Annotated in this window: 18 protein-coding genes; 16 read left to right on the forward strand and 2 right to left on the reverse strand. The window is 41.7% G+C overall.

Annotated features, from left to right (window positions below):
- On the forward strand, positions 1 to 498 hold a 498-nt coding region (locus tag AC1M9M_RS09555; RefSeq protein ID WP_481596218.1), incomplete at its 5' end, for a hypothetical protein.
- A 22-nt stretch (positions 499 to 520) separates the two neighbouring features.
- Here the strand turns inward: AC1M9M_RS09555 and AC1M9M_RS09560 are convergent.
- Positions 521 to 1,456: an LpxL/LpxP family acyltransferase gene (locus tag AC1M9M_RS09560; protein ID WP_481596219.1), complete on the reverse strand. Its 936-nt coding sequence runs from the start codon at positions 1,454 to 1,456 to the stop codon at positions 521 to 523.
- 235 nt (positions 1,457 to 1,691) lie between these two features.
- Here AC1M9M_RS09560 and AC1M9M_RS09565 point away from each other — a divergent pair, with 235 nt between their 5' ends.
- The 5 genes from AC1M9M_RS09565 to AC1M9M_RS09585 all read left to right on the forward strand — a co-directional run bounded on the left by AC1M9M_RS09565 (position 1,692) and on the right by AC1M9M_RS09585 (position 5,790).
- Positions 1,692 to 2,567, forward strand: coding sequence for an urease accessory protein UreD (locus AC1M9M_RS09565; protein WP_481591583.1), 876 nt, complete (start codon positions 1,692 to 1,694; stop codon positions 2,565 to 2,567).
- 96 nt (positions 2,568 to 2,663) lie between these two features.
- The gene (gene ureA / locus AC1M9M_RS09570; RefSeq protein WP_035270654.1) at positions 2,664 to 2,966 is read left to right on the forward strand and encodes an urease subunit gamma; all 303 of its coding nucleotides are present in this window, start codon (positions 2,664 to 2,666) and stop codon (positions 2,964 to 2,966) included.
- Positions 2,967 to 2,988: 22 nt separating this feature from the next.
- Positions 2,989 to 3,297 carry an urease subunit beta gene (locus AC1M9M_RS09575; RefSeq protein WP_035270651.1) on the forward strand — a complete coding sequence of 103 codons (309 nt, stop codon included), beginning with the start codon at positions 2,989 to 2,991 and terminating at the stop codon, positions 3,295 to 3,297.
- Positions 3,298 to 3,309: 12 nt separating this feature from the next.
- The gene (gene ureC / locus AC1M9M_RS09580) at positions 3,310 to 5,010 is read left to right on the forward strand and encodes an urease subunit alpha (protein ID WP_481596220.1); all 1,701 of its coding nucleotides are present in this window, start codon (positions 3,310 to 3,312) and stop codon (positions 5,008 to 5,010) included.
- Between the two features lie 243 nt (positions 5,011 to 5,253).
- On the forward strand, positions 5,254 to 5,790 hold the full coding sequence (locus AC1M9M_RS09585; RefSeq protein ID WP_481591581.1) for a GNAT family N-acetyltransferase: 537 nt from the start codon (positions 5,254 to 5,256) through the stop codon (positions 5,788 to 5,790).
- Positions 5,791 to 5,812: 22 nt separating this feature from the next.
- Here the strand turns inward: AC1M9M_RS09585 and AC1M9M_RS09590 are convergent, their stop codons facing one another.
- Positions 5,813 to 6,286 carry a nucleotide triphosphate diphosphatase NUDT15 gene (locus AC1M9M_RS09590; protein WP_481596221.1) on the reverse strand — a complete coding sequence of 158 codons (474 nt, stop codon included), beginning with the start codon at positions 6,284 to 6,286 and terminating at the stop codon, positions 5,813 to 5,815.
- A 333-nt stretch (positions 6,287 to 6,619) separates the two neighbouring features.
- Here AC1M9M_RS09590 and AC1M9M_RS09595 point away from each other — a divergent pair, with 333 nt between their 5' ends.
- The 10 genes from AC1M9M_RS09595 to AC1M9M_RS09640 all read left to right on the forward strand — a co-directional run bounded on the left by AC1M9M_RS09595 (position 6,620) and on the right by AC1M9M_RS09640 (position 14,963).
- A complete protein-coding gene (locus AC1M9M_RS09595; protein WP_481596222.1) occupies positions 6,620 to 7,504 on the forward strand; it encodes a SphA family protein in 885 nt (294 codons plus the stop codon).
- Between the two features lie 45 nt (positions 7,505 to 7,549).
- Complete coding sequence (locus AC1M9M_RS09600; protein WP_225530670.1) at positions 7,550 to 8,884, forward strand: acetamidase/formamidase family protein; 1,335 nt, start codon at positions 7,550 to 7,552, stop codon at positions 8,882 to 8,884.
- A gap of 110 nt (positions 8,885 to 8,994) precedes the next feature.
- A complete protein-coding gene (locus AC1M9M_RS09605; protein WP_481596223.1) occupies positions 8,995 to 10,197 on the forward strand; it encodes an aromatic ring-hydroxylating oxygenase subunit alpha in 1,203 nt (400 codons plus the stop codon).
- Positions 10,198 to 10,208: 11 nt separating this feature from the next.
- Entirely contained in the window at positions 10,209 to 10,562 is a 354-nt protein-coding gene (locus AC1M9M_RS09610; RefSeq protein ID WP_481596224.1) for a hypothetical protein, read from the forward strand.
- Positions 10,563 to 10,575: 13 nt separating this feature from the next.
- Positions 10,576 to 11,052 carry a nuclear transport factor 2 family protein gene (locus AC1M9M_RS09615; RefSeq protein ID WP_481587616.1) on the forward strand — a complete coding sequence of 159 codons (477 nt, stop codon included), beginning with the start codon at positions 10,576 to 10,578 and terminating at the stop codon, positions 11,050 to 11,052.
- Positions 11,053 to 11,086: 34 nt separating this feature from the next.
- Positions 11,087 to 12,358, forward strand: a complete 1,272-nt coding sequence (locus AC1M9M_RS09620; protein WP_481588658.1) for a styrene monooxygenase/indole monooxygenase family protein — start codon at positions 11,087 to 11,089, stop codon at positions 12,356 to 12,358.
- Positions 12,345 to 12,869 carry a flavin reductase family protein gene (locus AC1M9M_RS09625; RefSeq protein WP_092766728.1) on the forward strand — a complete coding sequence of 175 codons (525 nt, stop codon included), beginning with the start codon at positions 12,345 to 12,347 and terminating at the stop codon, positions 12,867 to 12,869. The genes AC1M9M_RS09620 and AC1M9M_RS09625 overlap by 14 nt, the downstream gene beginning before the upstream one ends.
- Complete coding sequence (locus AC1M9M_RS09630; protein WP_481596225.1) at positions 12,866 to 13,636, forward strand: SDR family oxidoreductase; 771 nt, start codon at positions 12,866 to 12,868, stop codon at positions 13,634 to 13,636. The genes AC1M9M_RS09625 and AC1M9M_RS09630 overlap by 4 nt, the downstream gene beginning before the upstream one ends.
- On the forward strand, positions 13,633 to 13,965 hold the full coding sequence (locus AC1M9M_RS09635) for a non-heme iron oxygenase ferredoxin subunit (protein ID WP_092766730.1): 333 nt from the start codon (positions 13,633 to 13,635) through the stop codon (positions 13,963 to 13,965). Before AC1M9M_RS09630 ends, AC1M9M_RS09635 begins: the two co-directional genes overlap by 4 nt.
- Positions 13,966 to 13,970: 5 nt before the next feature.
- Positions 13,971 to 14,963 carry a 2Fe-2S iron-sulfur cluster-binding protein gene (locus tag AC1M9M_RS09640; RefSeq protein ID WP_481596226.1) on the forward strand — a complete coding sequence of 331 codons (993 nt, stop codon included), beginning with the start codon at positions 13,971 to 13,973 and terminating at the stop codon, positions 14,961 to 14,963.
- Positions 14,964 to 14,972 lie beyond the last annotated feature (9 nt).

Below are 14,972 nucleotides of genomic sequence, written 5' to 3' on the forward strand. Positions count from 1 at the left end.
GAAGCTAAAGAAGCTAAAGAAGCTAAAGAAGCTAAAGAAGCTAAAGAAGCTAAAGAAGCTAAAGAAGCTAAAGAAGCTAAAGAAGCTAAAGAAGCTAAAGAAGCTAAAGAAGCTAAAGAAGCTAAAGAAGCTAAAGCACAGTCTTTTGCTCAAAAAGTAACGCCTGAACCAGCAGCCTATCAATGTTTTGCTGAGCAATGTCCAAGGGTGGATTTAAAAGAGATTCAAATTGATCTCAACGGAAAAGTACCAAAATTTATAACCCCTGTTGCTGTCGGGGAAATTCATGCAAATCAATGGACTCGTTTAGGTACGGAGTTCAATGTAAATTGGACAGATCAGAATCAAAATAAAACTTCAGAAAAGCTGATATTAAATGTCTTGGACATGCAGCATATGACTTTAAAAGATGAGTTAGGTCGTATCAACCGCTATAAGATGGTAGAGGCGAAAAAGCCTGATACTGATAAAAATTCAGATGTATTAGAAACACAATAAAAAAGCGGCTCAGCCGCTTTTTTTAATAAATTTTTTCAAAACCTTCCGGACGTGTTTTAAATCTACGGTGGAACCACATATATTGGGTTGGTGCTAAACGAAGTTGATTTTCAATAATCAAATTTGTTCGTGTCGCGTCTGCAATTTCATCTTCACTTGGCATATTGTCTAACGCAGGTTCAATCAAAATATGATATTTCGGATTTGTAATATCACCTTTACGGTAGAAGTAAAGTGGAATCGCGGCAGCTTTGGTTATTTTTAATATACGGCGATGTGCAGTTACAGTGGCTGCGGGTACACCAAAAAAGGGCGCCATAACACCTTGTTTAAGACCAAAATCTTGGTCGGGACTATACCAAATAGGTCGTCCTTCTTTTAAATGACGGATTAATCCACGCATATCATCATGGTCGATTTGATGGGTATAAATCGTGGCACGACAACGGTAAATCAGCATATCTAACAATGGATTATTTTGCGGACGATATACGACATCTGGATCAAAATACTGGGCACAGACATATCCACCTGCATCGAGTAGGGTAGAGTGTGTACCGAGTAGTAAAGCCCCACGCCCTTCAGCTTGCGCTTGTTGAATATGTTCTAAACCTTCAATCGTTACACGATCTTTAAACCATTTGGGACAATACCAAGCATTCAGTGTTTCAAAAACACCGACCATTTGATCAATAAAGACTTGGCGAGCGTTTTCATAACGGAGTTCGGGCATCCATTCAGGAAAGCAGACTTCTAAATTTCTTAAAGTTGTTTCACGACGTGAACGCAAGTATTTGAAAGCTACATTTCCCATCAGATACGCTAAACGATGCTGAATTGCCCAAGGTAATATCGCAAGGAGCATCAGAAATATAATACCAATCCAAATGCCCCAATATTTTGGCATTAAGAAAGACCACTGGAACTCTCCCGGTTGGTAGTTTTTCTGTTTACTCATATTCAAACTTGATAACAATTTAAGGTAATTCACTATATTAGCACGAACTGTTTTTTTTCGGCGAAGGCAACAATCGGATTCTTTAGAAAAACGTTCTTAGATTTTTCACATGAATTACTCATCAATATCAACATTAAGTGCCTAAGAACCTTTAACCAAAATTAGCTTGAGCAAACTTGGTGCAATTTTTGCAGAACATTTACTGAAAATGATATGAATACGAAGATGACCGTGAATGAATCAAGTATTGTTCAATGAGCCAGTCAAAAATGCACAGTATTGGTTTGCTAAATTAGAGTTAGGTTTTACCAAAGATTCAAATCGCACAATTTTGGCGCATCGTAAGCACTTTGGACCTGTTCGCGTGCAAAAGATGCTCTGGCCTGAAAAAACAGGAGTATGTCACGCCATTATTGTTCATCCACCTGCTGGAATTGCTGGTGGAGATCATCTTACCTTTGAAATAAAAATAGATCAGGATTCGCATGCTTTGGTTACCACACCTGGCGCAGGGAAGTGGTACAAAACCAATCTTAAACAAGCATTTCAACATATTCATATTCATGTCCAAGATGAGGCGATTTTCGAATGGCTTCCTCAAGAGACGATGCTCTTTAATGGTGCGAATGCAAATTCAGAAACAATCGTACATTTGGACGCTGCTGCCAGTTTTATCGGTTGGGATATGTTGGTGATTGGACGGCAAGCACGACATGAAACTTTCTCACAGGGTGCTTACCAAAATAAATTTCAGCTTTATCAAAATCAGAAAATATTGGTTGCAGACTGTTTAAATTTTAAAGGCAATGATCGTTGGTTAAAGTCTTGTTTAGGGATGAACGCTCATGCAGTGATGGCCAGTTTTTGGGCAGTGCCTCCAGAACAATACCGGTCAAATTTCTATCTTGATCAACATATTGATCAAATTCGTGAATTAATCATGCGTATGAATATTAACGTCACATTGACGTTACTCGATTACGTCGTGACAGCACGTTATCTCGGAAATGATGTACGTGAGTGTCATGATGCATTTGCTGCAATTCGTGCAAAGCTTCGTCGTTATTGGTTTGATCTTGATGAAGAGTTCCCAAGAATTTGGCGCACATAAATTTATTCTTGTCATAGCAACATAGTTAAGTTGTTTTAACACAAATATTTGAGCACACATCTTGCATCAATATTTAAAGATAGTGAGGAAAGCATTATGGAACTAACACCTACAGAAAAAGACAAAATGCTGATTTTTACTGCGGGGCTTGTAGCGGAAAGACGGAAGGCCCGTGGTTTAAAGCTGAATTATCCAGAAGCAGTGGCTTATATTTCTGCCGCACTATTAGAAGGTGCACGTGATGGAATGAGTGTGAGTGACCTCATGCATTTTGGAACAACATTGCTAAAACGGGATGAAGTAATGGAAGGCGTGGCTGAAATGATCGCAGAGGTCCAAGTGGAAGCGACATTTCCTGATGGTTCAAAACTGGTCACTGTACATCAACCGATTGTGTGATGTCTGAGAGGAAAAATTAAATATGATTCCAGGTGAAATCATTACGTCCGATACAGACATTGAAATGAATGTCGGACGGGCAACGCTCAAAATGACGGTAGCAAATGCAGGGGATCGACCGATTCAGGTTGGGTCACATTATCACTTTGCTGAAGCGAATGATGCGTTGCAGTTTGATCGTGAGTTGGCACGAGGATATCGACTGAATATTGCTGCAGGTACAGCGGTGCGTTTTGAGCCAGGACAGAGTCGAGATATTGAACTTGTTGCACTCGCAGGTAAGCGTGAGGTGTATGGCTTTGCGGGTCGTGTTATGGGTAAGTTGGATTAAGGGAAAATAATAATGAAAATGTCACGCCGTGCTTATGCGGAAATGTTTGGTCCAACGGTAGGTGATCGAGTTCGTCTCGCGGATACTGAGCTGTTTATTGAAATTGAGCAAGACCTCACTACCTATGGTGAGGAAGTGAAGTTTGGCGGTGGTAAAGTGATTCGTGATGGCATGGGACAATCACAACTGTTGGCTGAAGATGTTGCGGATACGGTCATTACCAATGCGCTGATTGTGGATTGGTGGGGTATTGTCAAAGCTGATGTCGGTTTAAAGAGCGGTCGCATTTGGAAAATTGGGAAAGCGGGAAATCCAGATATTCAGCCCGATATCACCATTCCACTTGGTGCAGCGACGGAAGTGATCGCTGGTGAAGGACAGATTCTCACCGCAGGCGGTGTCGATACGCATATTCATTGGATTTGCCCGCAGCAAGTTGAAACCGCACTGATGTCCGGTGTGACCACCATGATTGGTGGTGGTACAGGCCCTGCGGCAGGGACTTCTGCAACAACAGTGACACCGGGGCCTTGGCATATTGGGACAATACTTCAAGCCATAGATGATTTACCGATGAATATTGGTCTACTCGGTAAGGGAAACCTAAGTCAGCCCGACCCAATTCGTGAGCAAATTCGTGCAGGGGTAGTAGGTTTAAAGCTACATGAAGATTGGGGTTCAACCCCTGCAGCGATTGATACGTGTCTGACCGTTGCCGATGAGTTTGATGTCCAAGTGGCGATTCATACCGATACCTTAAATGAAAGTGGTTTCTTGGAAGAAACCCTCGCTGCATTTAAAAATCGTACCATTCACACCTACCATACCGAAGGAGCAGGCGGTGGACATGCCCCTGATATTTTAAAAGCCATTGGTCAGCCGAATGTGTTGCCATCTTCCACCAATCCAACTCGTCCTTATACCATCAATACCATTGATGAGCATTTGGATATGCTGATGGTTTGTCACCATTTAGACCCTGCGATTTCTGAAGATGTGGCTTTTGCGGAAAGTCGTATTCGCCGTGAAACCATTGCTGCAGAAGATATTTTGCAGGACTTAGGTGCCATTGCCATGATGTCATCAGACTCGCAAGCGATGGGGCGTGTCGGTGAAGTGGTGATTCGTACGTGGCAAACCGCGCATAAAATGAAAGTGCAGCGTGGACCTTTAGAGGGTGACAATGCGACACATGATAATAATCGTGTAAAACGTTATATCGCTAAATATACAATTAACCCTGCAATTACGCATGGTTTAAGCCATGAAATTGGTTCGGTGGAAGTAGGTAAACTTGCTGACTTGGTACTGTGGAAGCCTGCATTTTTTGGGGTAAAACCGTCGATGATTATTAAAGGTGGCATGATTGCAGCTGCGCCGATGGGAGATATTAACGCTTCGATTCCAACACCACAGCCTGTGCATTATCGTCCGATGTTTGGGACAAATGCGCGCGGTGTGCATAACACCTGTATTACGTTCTTGTCACAAGTCGCGATTGAAGCAGGCGTGCATGAAAAATTGGGTCTGAAAAAGTTGATCAGTCCATGTAAAGGTACACGCGATATTCAGAAGAAAGATATGAAACTGAATACCTACTGTCCTGTGATGGAGGTTGATCCTGAAATTTATGAAGTGCGAGCCGATGGGAAATTGCTAACCTGTGAGCCTGCGGAAGTATTGCCGATGGCACAGCGGTATTTCTTGTTTTAAAGTTGTCTCTAGAAAAGATAATTACTGTGATAGGTGATAAAGTCTTATGTAATTAATAAGACTTTATCATTAGATAGAATTCATCGATTTATTTTAAATACATAAAAATTTCAGCGGAATAAACGCGTTTGCTAAAAGAAATTAAACACTGAATTAAAATATATAAATTTTAAATTTAATCGATATTAGAAGTTTTCCAAGCACAAAAAATATTAAATTTAATAGATTCATAGAGGTACTCTAATGATTGAAACTGAGAGACTAATATTAAGACAATGGAAGGAAGCAGATTACTCATCTTTTATAAAAATGGGTTTAGATCCAGATGTTATGAAATATTTTCATGAAGTTTTGACCCCACAACAGAGTATTGAGATGGCGGAAAAAATTTATGAGTTAATTGAACGAAACGGGTGGGGCTTTTGGGCTGTAGAGTTGAAAGATACTAGTGAGTTTATTGGTTTTATTGGATTGCACAATCAACCAGTGTTATTCGAATTTTCTCCATGTGTTGAAATTGGATGGCGGTTATTAAAAAGATATTGGGGAATGGGGTACGCAACAGAAGGTGCAAGAGCTGCATTGATATATGCTTTTGAAGAGCTTAATTTAAATAAAGTAGTTGCATTTACAGCTTTGACAAATAAGCCTTCAGAAGCAGTTATGAAAAGGCTAGGTATGACCGAAGTTAAGCAATTCAAGCATCCAGAATTACCTACAGGGCATATTCTTGAAAATCATATTTTATATGAAATAAATAAAGATACCTTTATAAAATAATTTTGAAATTAATTTATTAAAACTAATCTTTCTTAGACAAGGAATATACAGACCATTTTTTATCTTGAAATTGTTTGAGCCAATGTCTAATCATGACTTCAGTTTCAGAAAAAAGTGGTTGTGGAAGCTCATCAATGCTAAACCATTCCCAACGCTCAAAAATCTCAGGTTCTGTCACGCAAATTTGAGTTTTTAAACGTTCATCTAAAAGTTGATAAATCGTTCCGAACGTAATCTTCACCGCCTCAGCATTTTGATCAATGATCGTATTTAAGGGTTGAATAGACTCAATATATTGACTCAGATCTAAAGCAGTTTCCTCTAACAATTCGCGTACTGCAGCATCTTCAATTGATTCATGGGCATCCATTTTTCCACCCGGGAAACACCATGAGGCAGGTTCATCATTTTTGTTTCTATAACCCAATAGAACTTTTTGACGTTGATCAATCAACATGATGCCCACGCCGATGATGGAGTTGCTTTTAATATTCATGATTGTGCACATCTAGCTGCTCTGTGTTCTACAAAGTACAACAGCGATATGACAACGCTAACTTTCAAATGTTTCAAAACATGTAATTTAAATAAAAAATCATTCACATTTATAGGGGATTTTACCTATCACTATAGTGAAGAAAACCTATTTTATTTCTCTAAAACCTCTATACCTGTGAGAATAAATCAATATTTCTACAAGATAATCCCTTAATTCAACATAGATTCATCCTTATATTTCCCTGCCTCCTTTCAAGACTAGATTAAGACATGCGCTAGACGATTTAGAACATCGCCAGCAAGGAATTTAGCAACGAGGGGGATGCGGTAAATGGTAAGGAAATATCTAACTTCTGTGGCATTGACCACATGTCTTTTCAGTAGCGCAAGTTTAGCGCTTGCCGCTGAAAATGGCGGAAGTGCTTATCCAGATGGGACAGAGAGTTTTTTTGGTGGCGCAATGCCGCCACCTGGGATGTATCTCGTCAGTTATAACCAATACTACAACGCAGATAAATTTAAAAATGATTATCCAGTATTTGATGATTTTAAAATTGATACTTTTGCCACAGTTGCTCGTGGTGTCTATGTCAGTGACAAAACATTTTTAGGCGCGACATGGGGCATGCATGCATTCCTTGTATATGCCCATGCAGATCTTACATTAGGTGGTCGTCAAGATGATCACATGTCAATGGGTGATCTCATTATCGATCCATTCTTATTGGGTTGGCATAAAGGGGATTGGCATGTGGCGACAGGTGTCGACTTTTATATTCCAATTGGCTCTTACAACAAAAATAGACTCGCAAATATTGGGCGTAATTATTACACCATTCAACCGATTATCTCGACCACATACTTAAATAAACAAGGTATCGAAGTCAGTACCAAGTGGATGTATGACATCAATTTCGAGAATAAAGATACCAAATACGAGTCGGGTAATGCTTTGCATGTCGATTACTTAGTCGCGAAACACATGGGACCTTTGGCGGTTGGTGTTGGTGGTTACGTACATCGTCAGCTTGAAGGTGACTCAGGTGAAGGTGCCGTTTTAGGTGATTTTAAAGCTAAAGCAGCCAGCGTAGGACCACAGGTTCGCTATCAATTCCCTAAAGGATATGCAATCGCAGCGAAATATCAAAAAGAATTTGATGTTGAAAACCGACCAGAAGGTCAGAAGTTCGCAATTGATATCACCATTCCATTTTAAAACATTGTTACCCAAACATTAGAGCAAGCATATAGAGGTAAGGCCATGAAAATTGAGAATCAAGAATATGCAGCAGGCAGTGCTGGAGCTGTCGATTATTTAGTGGTGAATGAGTTTTCAGGCGGTATTGTGGGACCAAGCCAACGTATGCTGGGACCTTTAAAAAATGGTGGAACGTTAAAAACAGGCACACCGCCTGGCTGTTGGGGTCCAATGATTACACCTGCATTCCAAGGTGGTCATGAAGTGACACTCCCTGTCTTTATTGAAGGTGCAGAGGTAGGTGATGCTGTCGCTTTAAAGATTAAGGATATGCATGTCACTTCTACAGCAACCTCATCGGGTGTGATGCAATTTGTTGAAGGGCGTTATAAAGGCGATCCGTTTGTTGCGAAATACTGTGAAGCATGTGGTACAGAGCAACCAGCAAGTTATGTAGAAGGAATTGGTGAAGATGCGATTCACTGTAAAAACTGTGGGGCAGAAGTCAGTGCTTTTCGCTTTTCACATGGTTATGTGATTGTGTTGGATGAAGAAAACAAAGTGAGCTTGACGGTCAATCAAGAGATTGCCAACAAGTTAGCAGGCAATGCCAATGAGCTTTCTGCACTGCCTGAACATGCAGCGCAACATTCAATCTTGTCGCTTGCACGTGCTGATATGCCAGGGGTTGCTGCGCATATGCGTCCATTCCTCGGAAATATTGGTACGACACCTTCACGTGACTTACCAGACTCTCACAACTGCCACGACTTTGGTCAGTATTTGATTGATGCACCGCATAAATTCGGGATGACTGAAGAAGAACTTATCGCAGCCAAAACAGACGGTCACATGGATACCAATTCGATTCGTCCAGGCTGTATTTTGATTTGTCCTGTGAAAGTACCAGGTGCAGGTGTTTACATGGGGGATATGCATGCGCAACAAGGTAATGGTGAAATTGCAGGACATGCCACGGACGTTTCAGGCGAAACAGAATTACAAGTGGAAGTGATTAAAGGCTTAACCATTGATGGTCCAATTTTGCTTCAAGCACCAGATGACTTACCACCAATGGCACGTCCATTTACCAAGGAAGAGCGTGAAAAAGTGAAAGCTTTAGGTGCACGTTGGGGACAAACTGAAATTGAGGAAAGTGGTCCAATCACATTTATGGGAACAGGTAAGAACCTCAATGATGCAACGGACAATGCTTTAAATCGAGCGGCAAAAGTCACAGGTTTAAGTGTGGATGAGGTCATGAACCGTTGCACCATCACAGGCTCAATCGAAATTAGCCGTTTACCAGGAATGGTACGTGCAACCTTCTTATGCCCAATGCCAATTTTAGAAAAACTGGGGATCGCAAACTTAGTTCGCGAACATTACCAACTTTAATTCATCACGTGATCGGCGTTTGATTGGCGTGTTTCAAACGCTGTTCGTAAATAAGCATGAAATTTACTGAACTTAAAACTTAGAAACGAAAACTTGAACAGGAATGTCATATGAACAGTAATGCAAAACTTCGTTGGGGCGATATCTATCCAGAACTTGGTATTGAGCCTATACCAACCGAACCATGTATTTCGCCAGAAATCTATCAGGAAGAAATTGAAAAAGTTTTCTCAAAAGTTTGGCTGAAAGTGGGGCGTGTAGAAGAGATACCAAAGCAAGGTGACTACAAAGTTAAACGCTTAGATTTTGCTAAAACCTCAGTCATTTTAATGCATGGTAAAGATGGTGAAATCCGTGGATTCCACAATATTTGTTCACACCGTGGTAACAAAGTTGTGGTGGAAACAGGCAATGAAACCTTTGGTTCTAATAAAGCAGCAGTCGTAACGTGTCGTTTCCACGGTTGGGTTTACGATGCTAAAGGTGATTTGGTCAGCGTACCTGAAGAAGAAAAATTCACATCTTGCTTTGACAAAGGTCATAACGGTTTAGCACCAATACGCACCGAAGTGTGGGAAGGTTTTATTTTCATCAATTTGGATAATGACGGCACTCAATCGGTAGAAGAATTCTTAGGCGGTATGGGACAGCATTTAGGCGGTTATCCATTCCATGAAATGGAAGAATGCTTTGCCTATAACACAGTTCTGAACTGTAACTGGAAAGTCGCACATGACGCATTTGCTGAAGCGTATCACGTGGCGACCATTCATGCAGGCTCTTTCCCGAATGTATTCGCATCAGGTTTACAAGAAGTGCAATTGTTTGGTGATCATCGTACTTGCGCTGTGTGCTTAACCAAAAACGCCAATCCAAAACCAGCGGCTGCATTGTCAGGTGAGATCACTGGCGCATCATTGGTGAATCACTATGAACGTGTTCAGCTACCTAAATCAGTCAATCCAAATGATCGTGATGACTTCTCGTTTGAATTATCTGTCATTTTCCCAAATATCTTGGTGCATGTGACTGAAGGTGTATGGTTCACCCATCAGTTCTGGCCGGTCGGTCATAACCAAACCCGTTGGGAGGGTCGCTATTACCTGCCTAAAGCGAAAACCTATTCAGAGCGTTGGGCGCAAGAGTTTGCACAAGTATTACAACGTAATGCGTGGTTAGAAGATACCGCCACCATGGAAGATACCCAAGAAGCACTTGAGTCTCGAGCGAAAAAAGTGATGCATCTACAAGACGAAGAAATCTTGATTCGTCACGGTTACCACGTTCTTGAACAATACCTAAATCGCGCATAAGGAGAATGCACATGTCAAACATCATTTCACAATTGCCTGCTGACTTTGCAAGCTTAGAACCTTTTGTCGCGAAATGGGCTCTAGGGACATCGAAACAACGTCATGCAGCACGCTTAAATTCGACTACAGCCGAACTGCAAGCTTTTTACGATGCTATTTTGCCTGAAATGCGCAAGCTCCTTGCAGCACTTGACCAATACGCTTTAGGTACCTTGCCTGAAGAGCTGCACAAGTTGTACTGGTTAAGCCTGAGTTTTGCCGAAGTTGCTCCACATATTGAACTTTATAAAGGTTCAGTAGGTGTGCCATACGCCTTTGAAGAAAAGCGTTTCGTTTATGAAACTGGTGATGTAGTTAACGTTTAAAAGGATCTCGAAGATGAGCCAGCACAATCTAGAACAGCGTTTGCACTATCTGGAGACCTGCGAGGCGATTCGTAGCCTGATCGGTCGTTATGCAACAGCGGCTGATCAGCGCAACAATTCAGCCATTTTACAGCATGTATTTCATGAGGATGCCATATGGTGTGCAAATGGTTTTGGAGAATATCAAGGACGCCAAAATATCTTGAATGCATTGTCAGAGATTGCAGAAGCACAAGTGCTTTGGAGCTTACATATCATGGCGATGCCAGATATTGAAGTCATTGATCAAAATCATGCAAACGCGTCATGGATGCTTTGGGAAGTCTGTAATCTGGCAGATTCATCAACACAACAAAACCAACCAACAACCTGTTGTTTAGGTGGTTTTTATAAAACGGAAGTACGTCGGAATCAATGGGGTGAATGGAAATTTGATCGTGTCGAACTGAATCTGACCTTCAATCAACCTTATCCGAACACAGCAATATAGGCACTGTATCAGTACGGCCTAAGGGGAATTCAAGATGAGAAAAATCGCAATTATCGGTGGTGGACAAGCAGGCTTATTACTCGCGTTCTCGCTACTCGAAAATAAATATGATGTCACTTTATATGTAGATCGCCCTGCGGATGAATTGTTACACGGTCGTATGGTCAGTACCACGATGTTCTTCGCCAATACATTAGAGTTTGAACGCAAACTTGGTTTGAATTTCTGGGATGGGAAAGCGCATCGTGGTCAAGCATTGCATGTCGATTTTCGTGCACCAAACGGCGATATCATGTTACCTGTGACTGGTTTTTTACATGATAATGACGGTATTGCCATGGACCAACGAACCAAATATCACCGTTGGTTAGAGGAATATCCGCGCCGTGGTGGCAAGCTCATCATTCAAAATGTCAGTCCAGAAGATTTGGAAGTAATCACTGCTGAAAATGATTTGACGATTTTGGCGGCAGGTAAGGGCAATATCACGAGTTTATTCAAACGCAATGAAACACGTTCAGTGCATCAAACGCCGCCACGTAAATTGGCTGCTGCACTCGTCGTAGGTGATGATTTGTGTGGTCCAAATAGTTGGCAAGGTCAACCATCTCAGACTTTGCATTTTAATTTTGTTGCAGGTGCAGGTGAATACTTCAGTATGCCGTTCTATAGTCACACGCATGGTCCATGTCGTAGTTTCTTATTTGAATGTGTACCGAATGGTCCAATGGATATCTTCGATGATGTGACATCTGGCGAAGAAATGGTCCAACGCATGAAAGAAGCGGTTGCCAAAGTAACACCAGATCAAAGCTTCCGTATGGTCGATAATATGGAATTAAGTGATCCAAATGCATGGCTCAAAGGTGCATTCCGCCCTGAAGTTCGAGATCCTGTTGCAACCTTAGATAACGGTGCAAAAATTTGGGGGATTGGAGACACTGTCATTGTAAATGATCCAATCGCAGGACAAGGCGCAAACAATGCAACTCGTATGGTGGAGCATTATTTAGCTGCGATTTTAGCACGAGGTGATGAAGACTTTAGTGCAGATTGGATGACAGAAGTATTCGAGCAATTCTGGGAAAAGTCAGGTCGTTATACCACAGAATTTACCAACTTGCTGTTAAACCCACCAAGTGAAAGCTTATTGCAAGTGTTAGGCGCAGCATCGCAAAACCAAGCGATTGCAGATGATTTTATGGGGCATTTCAACAATCCATGTGGTTTCTGGCCAGCGGTAGATGGTGAAGCTGGGGCAAAAGAATACTTGTCACGAAAGGAGTTTCAACATGCAGCTGCCTGAATTACTTTGGCAGGATGTTGATCTGGCGGAAGCGAAATCGCTCCGTCAGGCATTTGGTGGCTTTGCGACAGGAGTGGCGATCGTCACTTGCCTAGACCAAGATCAACAACCTGTAGGGTTGACGATTAATTCCTTTAGTTCAGTGTCTTTAGATCCTGCATTGGTGTTATGGAGTTTAGTCAATCATTCTCCAAGCCGATCTATTTTTGAAAATGCTGAATACTTCGCCATTAATATTTTAGGTGCACATCAGCAGGAAGTAGGCTTAAACTTCGCTAAGCCGATTGCGGACAAATTTCAGTATGGTACGTGGAAAATTCAAGGTTCGAAAGCACCTGTTTTAGAAGGATGTGTCGTGCAATTTATTTGCAAAAGAGCTCAACAAATTGAAGCGGGTGATCATCAAATCTTCCTCGGTAAAATTGAGCAATGTCGCCACAGTAATCAACGGCCTCTGCTGTTTTGCAAGGGACAATTTAATGAATGGCCTGAGTACAAGGAGGTTTCATGACAGACTTAAATGGCAAAGTGGTCCTGGTGACAGGTGGTGCAACGCACATTGGTCAAGCCGTGGTGCAAGAATTAAAAAGCTTAGGTGCACAAGTCATTGTTGCCGACATTAATCAAACGCAAGGTCAGCAAGTGGCAGATGCAACCCAAGCGCAATATGAATTTTTAGATCTCGCTAATGATGACAGTATTCGCACATTAAGTGCCAAATTAACACAGTTAGATATTTTGGTGAATTTGGCGTGTTTGTATGAAGATCATGGATCTGAATCTACACGTCAAGATTGGCAAAACACGTTCAATGTCACGGTATTTGGTCACGCAGCGTTAGTACAAGCATGTCGACCACTTTTGAAAAAAAGTACTGATGGTGCCGTAATTAATATCAGCAGTGTCAGTGCACGTATTGCACAAAAAGAACGCTGGGTCTATCCAGCATCTAAAGCAACTTTAGAGCAACTCACACAAAGCATGGCACTGGATCTAGCACAAGATGGTATTCGTGTACATGCACTCTCATTAGGTTGGACTTGGTCCGTCCCAATGCAAATGATTTCCGGCGGAGACCGCGCCAAAACTGATCGAGTGGCAGGACGTTTCCATGTGTTAGGACGTATTGCGGATGCAGAGGAAGTCGCACAAGTATTAAGTTTATTGTGTAGCCCGAAAGCAAAATTACTTACAGGCAGTGTGATTCATGCCGATGGTGGTTATCACATTCTAGGTCCTGAAGCCACAGATTCACCGATAGAGGAGTTAACTCAATGAACATTAAAATGACCAATGTTGCTGAGAAATTTTTGTGTTCAACCTCTGATGTGGAACAGGGTGAGGGACTACAAATCATTATTGACGGTTATCCTCCATTGGCAGTGTTTCACTTAGAAGATGGCGAGTTCTATGTCACCGATGATACGTGTACACATGGTGATGCATCATTGGCAGATGGTGAGATTGATGGCTGTGAAGTGGAGTGCCCATTTCATGCGGGTGCATTTAATATCAAAACCGGTGAACCATGTGGTGCACCTTGTACGATTCCACTGAAAACCTATCAATCGATTGTACGTGACAATAATGTTTATTTGGTGGAGTGATGCCGATGTATAAAATCCAAATAGACGGTCAAGCCGAATTTTATTGTTCAGCTAATGATGTATTGCTACGCGGTGGCTTACGTGAAGGACTAGGCATTCCTTACGAATGTAATGCGGGTGGTTGCGGGACGTGTAAAATCGAAGTCCTGTCAGGTGAAGTAGAAAATTTATGGGCAGATGCACCTGGATTAAGCGATCGTGATAAACGTAAAGGTCGGTTACTGGCGTGTCAGTGTCGCCCCAAATCGGATTGCGTGATTAAGCTTCGTTTAGACGAACAATGTGTTCCTAAAATTATTCCAAAACAAAAAAAAGTAACATTGAAGCATGCTCATTTGGTGACACATGATATTTTGGAAGTACATTTTCAATCAGATGAGCCAGCACAATTTATTCCTGGACAATACGCTTTAATTTGGGTGAATCAAGAGTTACTTCGTGCCTATTCGATGTCCAATCTGCCGAATGACGACGGTTTATGGGTCTTCCAAATTCGACGTGTTCCTGATGGTAAGATGACCAATGTACTGTTTGATGAACAGTTGCGTGAACAAGCAGAAATACAAATTGATGGTCCATACGGTTTAGCACATTTACAAGAACAACCTCGTCCGATTGTCTGTGTGGCAGGCGGTTCAGGTCTTGCCCCCATGTTAGCGATTGCACGTGGTGTTGCAGTCAATCCACATTTGCAACATCAAAAAGTCTGGTTTTTCCATGGTGGTCGTGAGCAACGTGATTTGTTCACTGAAAATCAATTACGTGACTGGACAGAATTAGGGGAACGCCTCAATTATGTACCTGCAACCTCCTCTGAATTCATTGAAGGTATCCGTTCAGGCTTTATTCATGATGTCATTCAAGATGTATTAGGTGAACAATTGATTGAGCATGAAATCTATTGTGCAGGTCCACCACCGATGGTGAAATCAATTGAACAAATGGCTCACCAAGCTGGTATTCCACAACAACAAATTCATTTTGATCGTTTTTTTTAATCGAACATA

The sequence above is a fragment of the Acinetobacter sp. ANC_7503 genome, from assembly GCF_056780035.1.

What these genes read in the sequence shown, in the direction of transcription:
- ureA (WP_035270654.1), top strand. Translation starts at nt 2,664, where the DNA reads ATGGAACTAACACCTACAGAAAAAGACAAAATGCTGATTTTTACTGCG.
- AC1M9M_RS09640 (WP_481596226.1), top strand. Translation starts at nt 13,971, where the DNA reads ATGTATAAAATCCAAATAGACGGTCAAGCCGAATTTTATTGTTCAGCT.
- ureC (WP_481596220.1), top strand. Translation starts at nt 3,310, where the DNA reads ATGAAAATGTCACGCCGTGCTTATGCGGAAATGTTTGGTCCAACGGTA.
- AC1M9M_RS09575 (WP_035270651.1), top strand. Translation starts at nt 2,989, where the DNA reads ATGATTCCAGGTGAAATCATTACGTCCGATACAGACATTGAAATGAAT.
- AC1M9M_RS09615 (WP_481587616.1), top strand. Translation starts at nt 10,576, where the DNA reads ATGAGCCAGCACAATCTAGAACAGCGTTTGCACTATCTGGAGACCTGC.
- AC1M9M_RS09635 (WP_092766730.1), top strand. Translation starts at nt 13,633, where the DNA reads ATGAACATTAAAATGACCAATGTTGCTGAGAAATTTTTGTGTTCAACC.
- AC1M9M_RS09590 (WP_481596221.1), bottom strand. Translation starts at nt 6,286, where the DNA reads ATGAATATTAAAAGCAACTCCATCATCGGCGTGGGCATCATGTTGATT.
- AC1M9M_RS09625 (WP_092766728.1), top strand. Translation starts at nt 12,345, where the DNA reads ATGCAGCTGCCTGAATTACTTTGGCAGGATGTTGATCTGGCGGAAGCG.
- AC1M9M_RS09600 (WP_225530670.1), top strand. Translation starts at nt 7,550, where the DNA reads ATGAAAATTGAGAATCAAGAATATGCAGCAGGCAGTGCTGGAGCTGTC.
- AC1M9M_RS09605 (WP_481596223.1), top strand. Translation starts at nt 8,995, where the DNA reads ATGAACAGTAATGCAAAACTTCGTTGGGGCGATATCTATCCAGAACTT.
- AC1M9M_RS09610 (WP_481596224.1), top strand. Translation starts at nt 10,209, where the DNA reads ATGTCAAACATCATTTCACAATTGCCTGCTGACTTTGCAAGCTTAGAA.
- AC1M9M_RS09620 (WP_481588658.1), top strand. Translation starts at nt 11,087, where the DNA reads ATGAGAAAAATCGCAATTATCGGTGGTGGACAAGCAGGCTTATTACTC.
- AC1M9M_RS09560 (WP_481596219.1), bottom strand. Translation starts at nt 1,456, where the DNA reads ATGAGTAAACAGAAAAACTACCAACCGGGAGAGTTCCAGTGGTCTTTC.
- AC1M9M_RS09595 (WP_481596222.1), top strand. Translation starts at nt 6,620, where the DNA reads ATGGTAAGGAAATATCTAACTTCTGTGGCATTGACCACATGTCTTTTC.
- AC1M9M_RS09565 (WP_481591583.1), top strand. Translation starts at nt 1,692, where the DNA reads ATGAATCAAGTATTGTTCAATGAGCCAGTCAAAAATGCACAGTATTGG.
- AC1M9M_RS09585 (WP_481591581.1), top strand. Translation starts at nt 5,254, where the DNA reads ATGATTGAAACTGAGAGACTAATATTAAGACAATGGAAGGAAGCAGAT.
- AC1M9M_RS09630 (WP_481596225.1), top strand. Translation starts at nt 12,866, where the DNA reads ATGACAGACTTAAATGGCAAAGTGGTCCTGGTGACAGGTGGTGCAACG.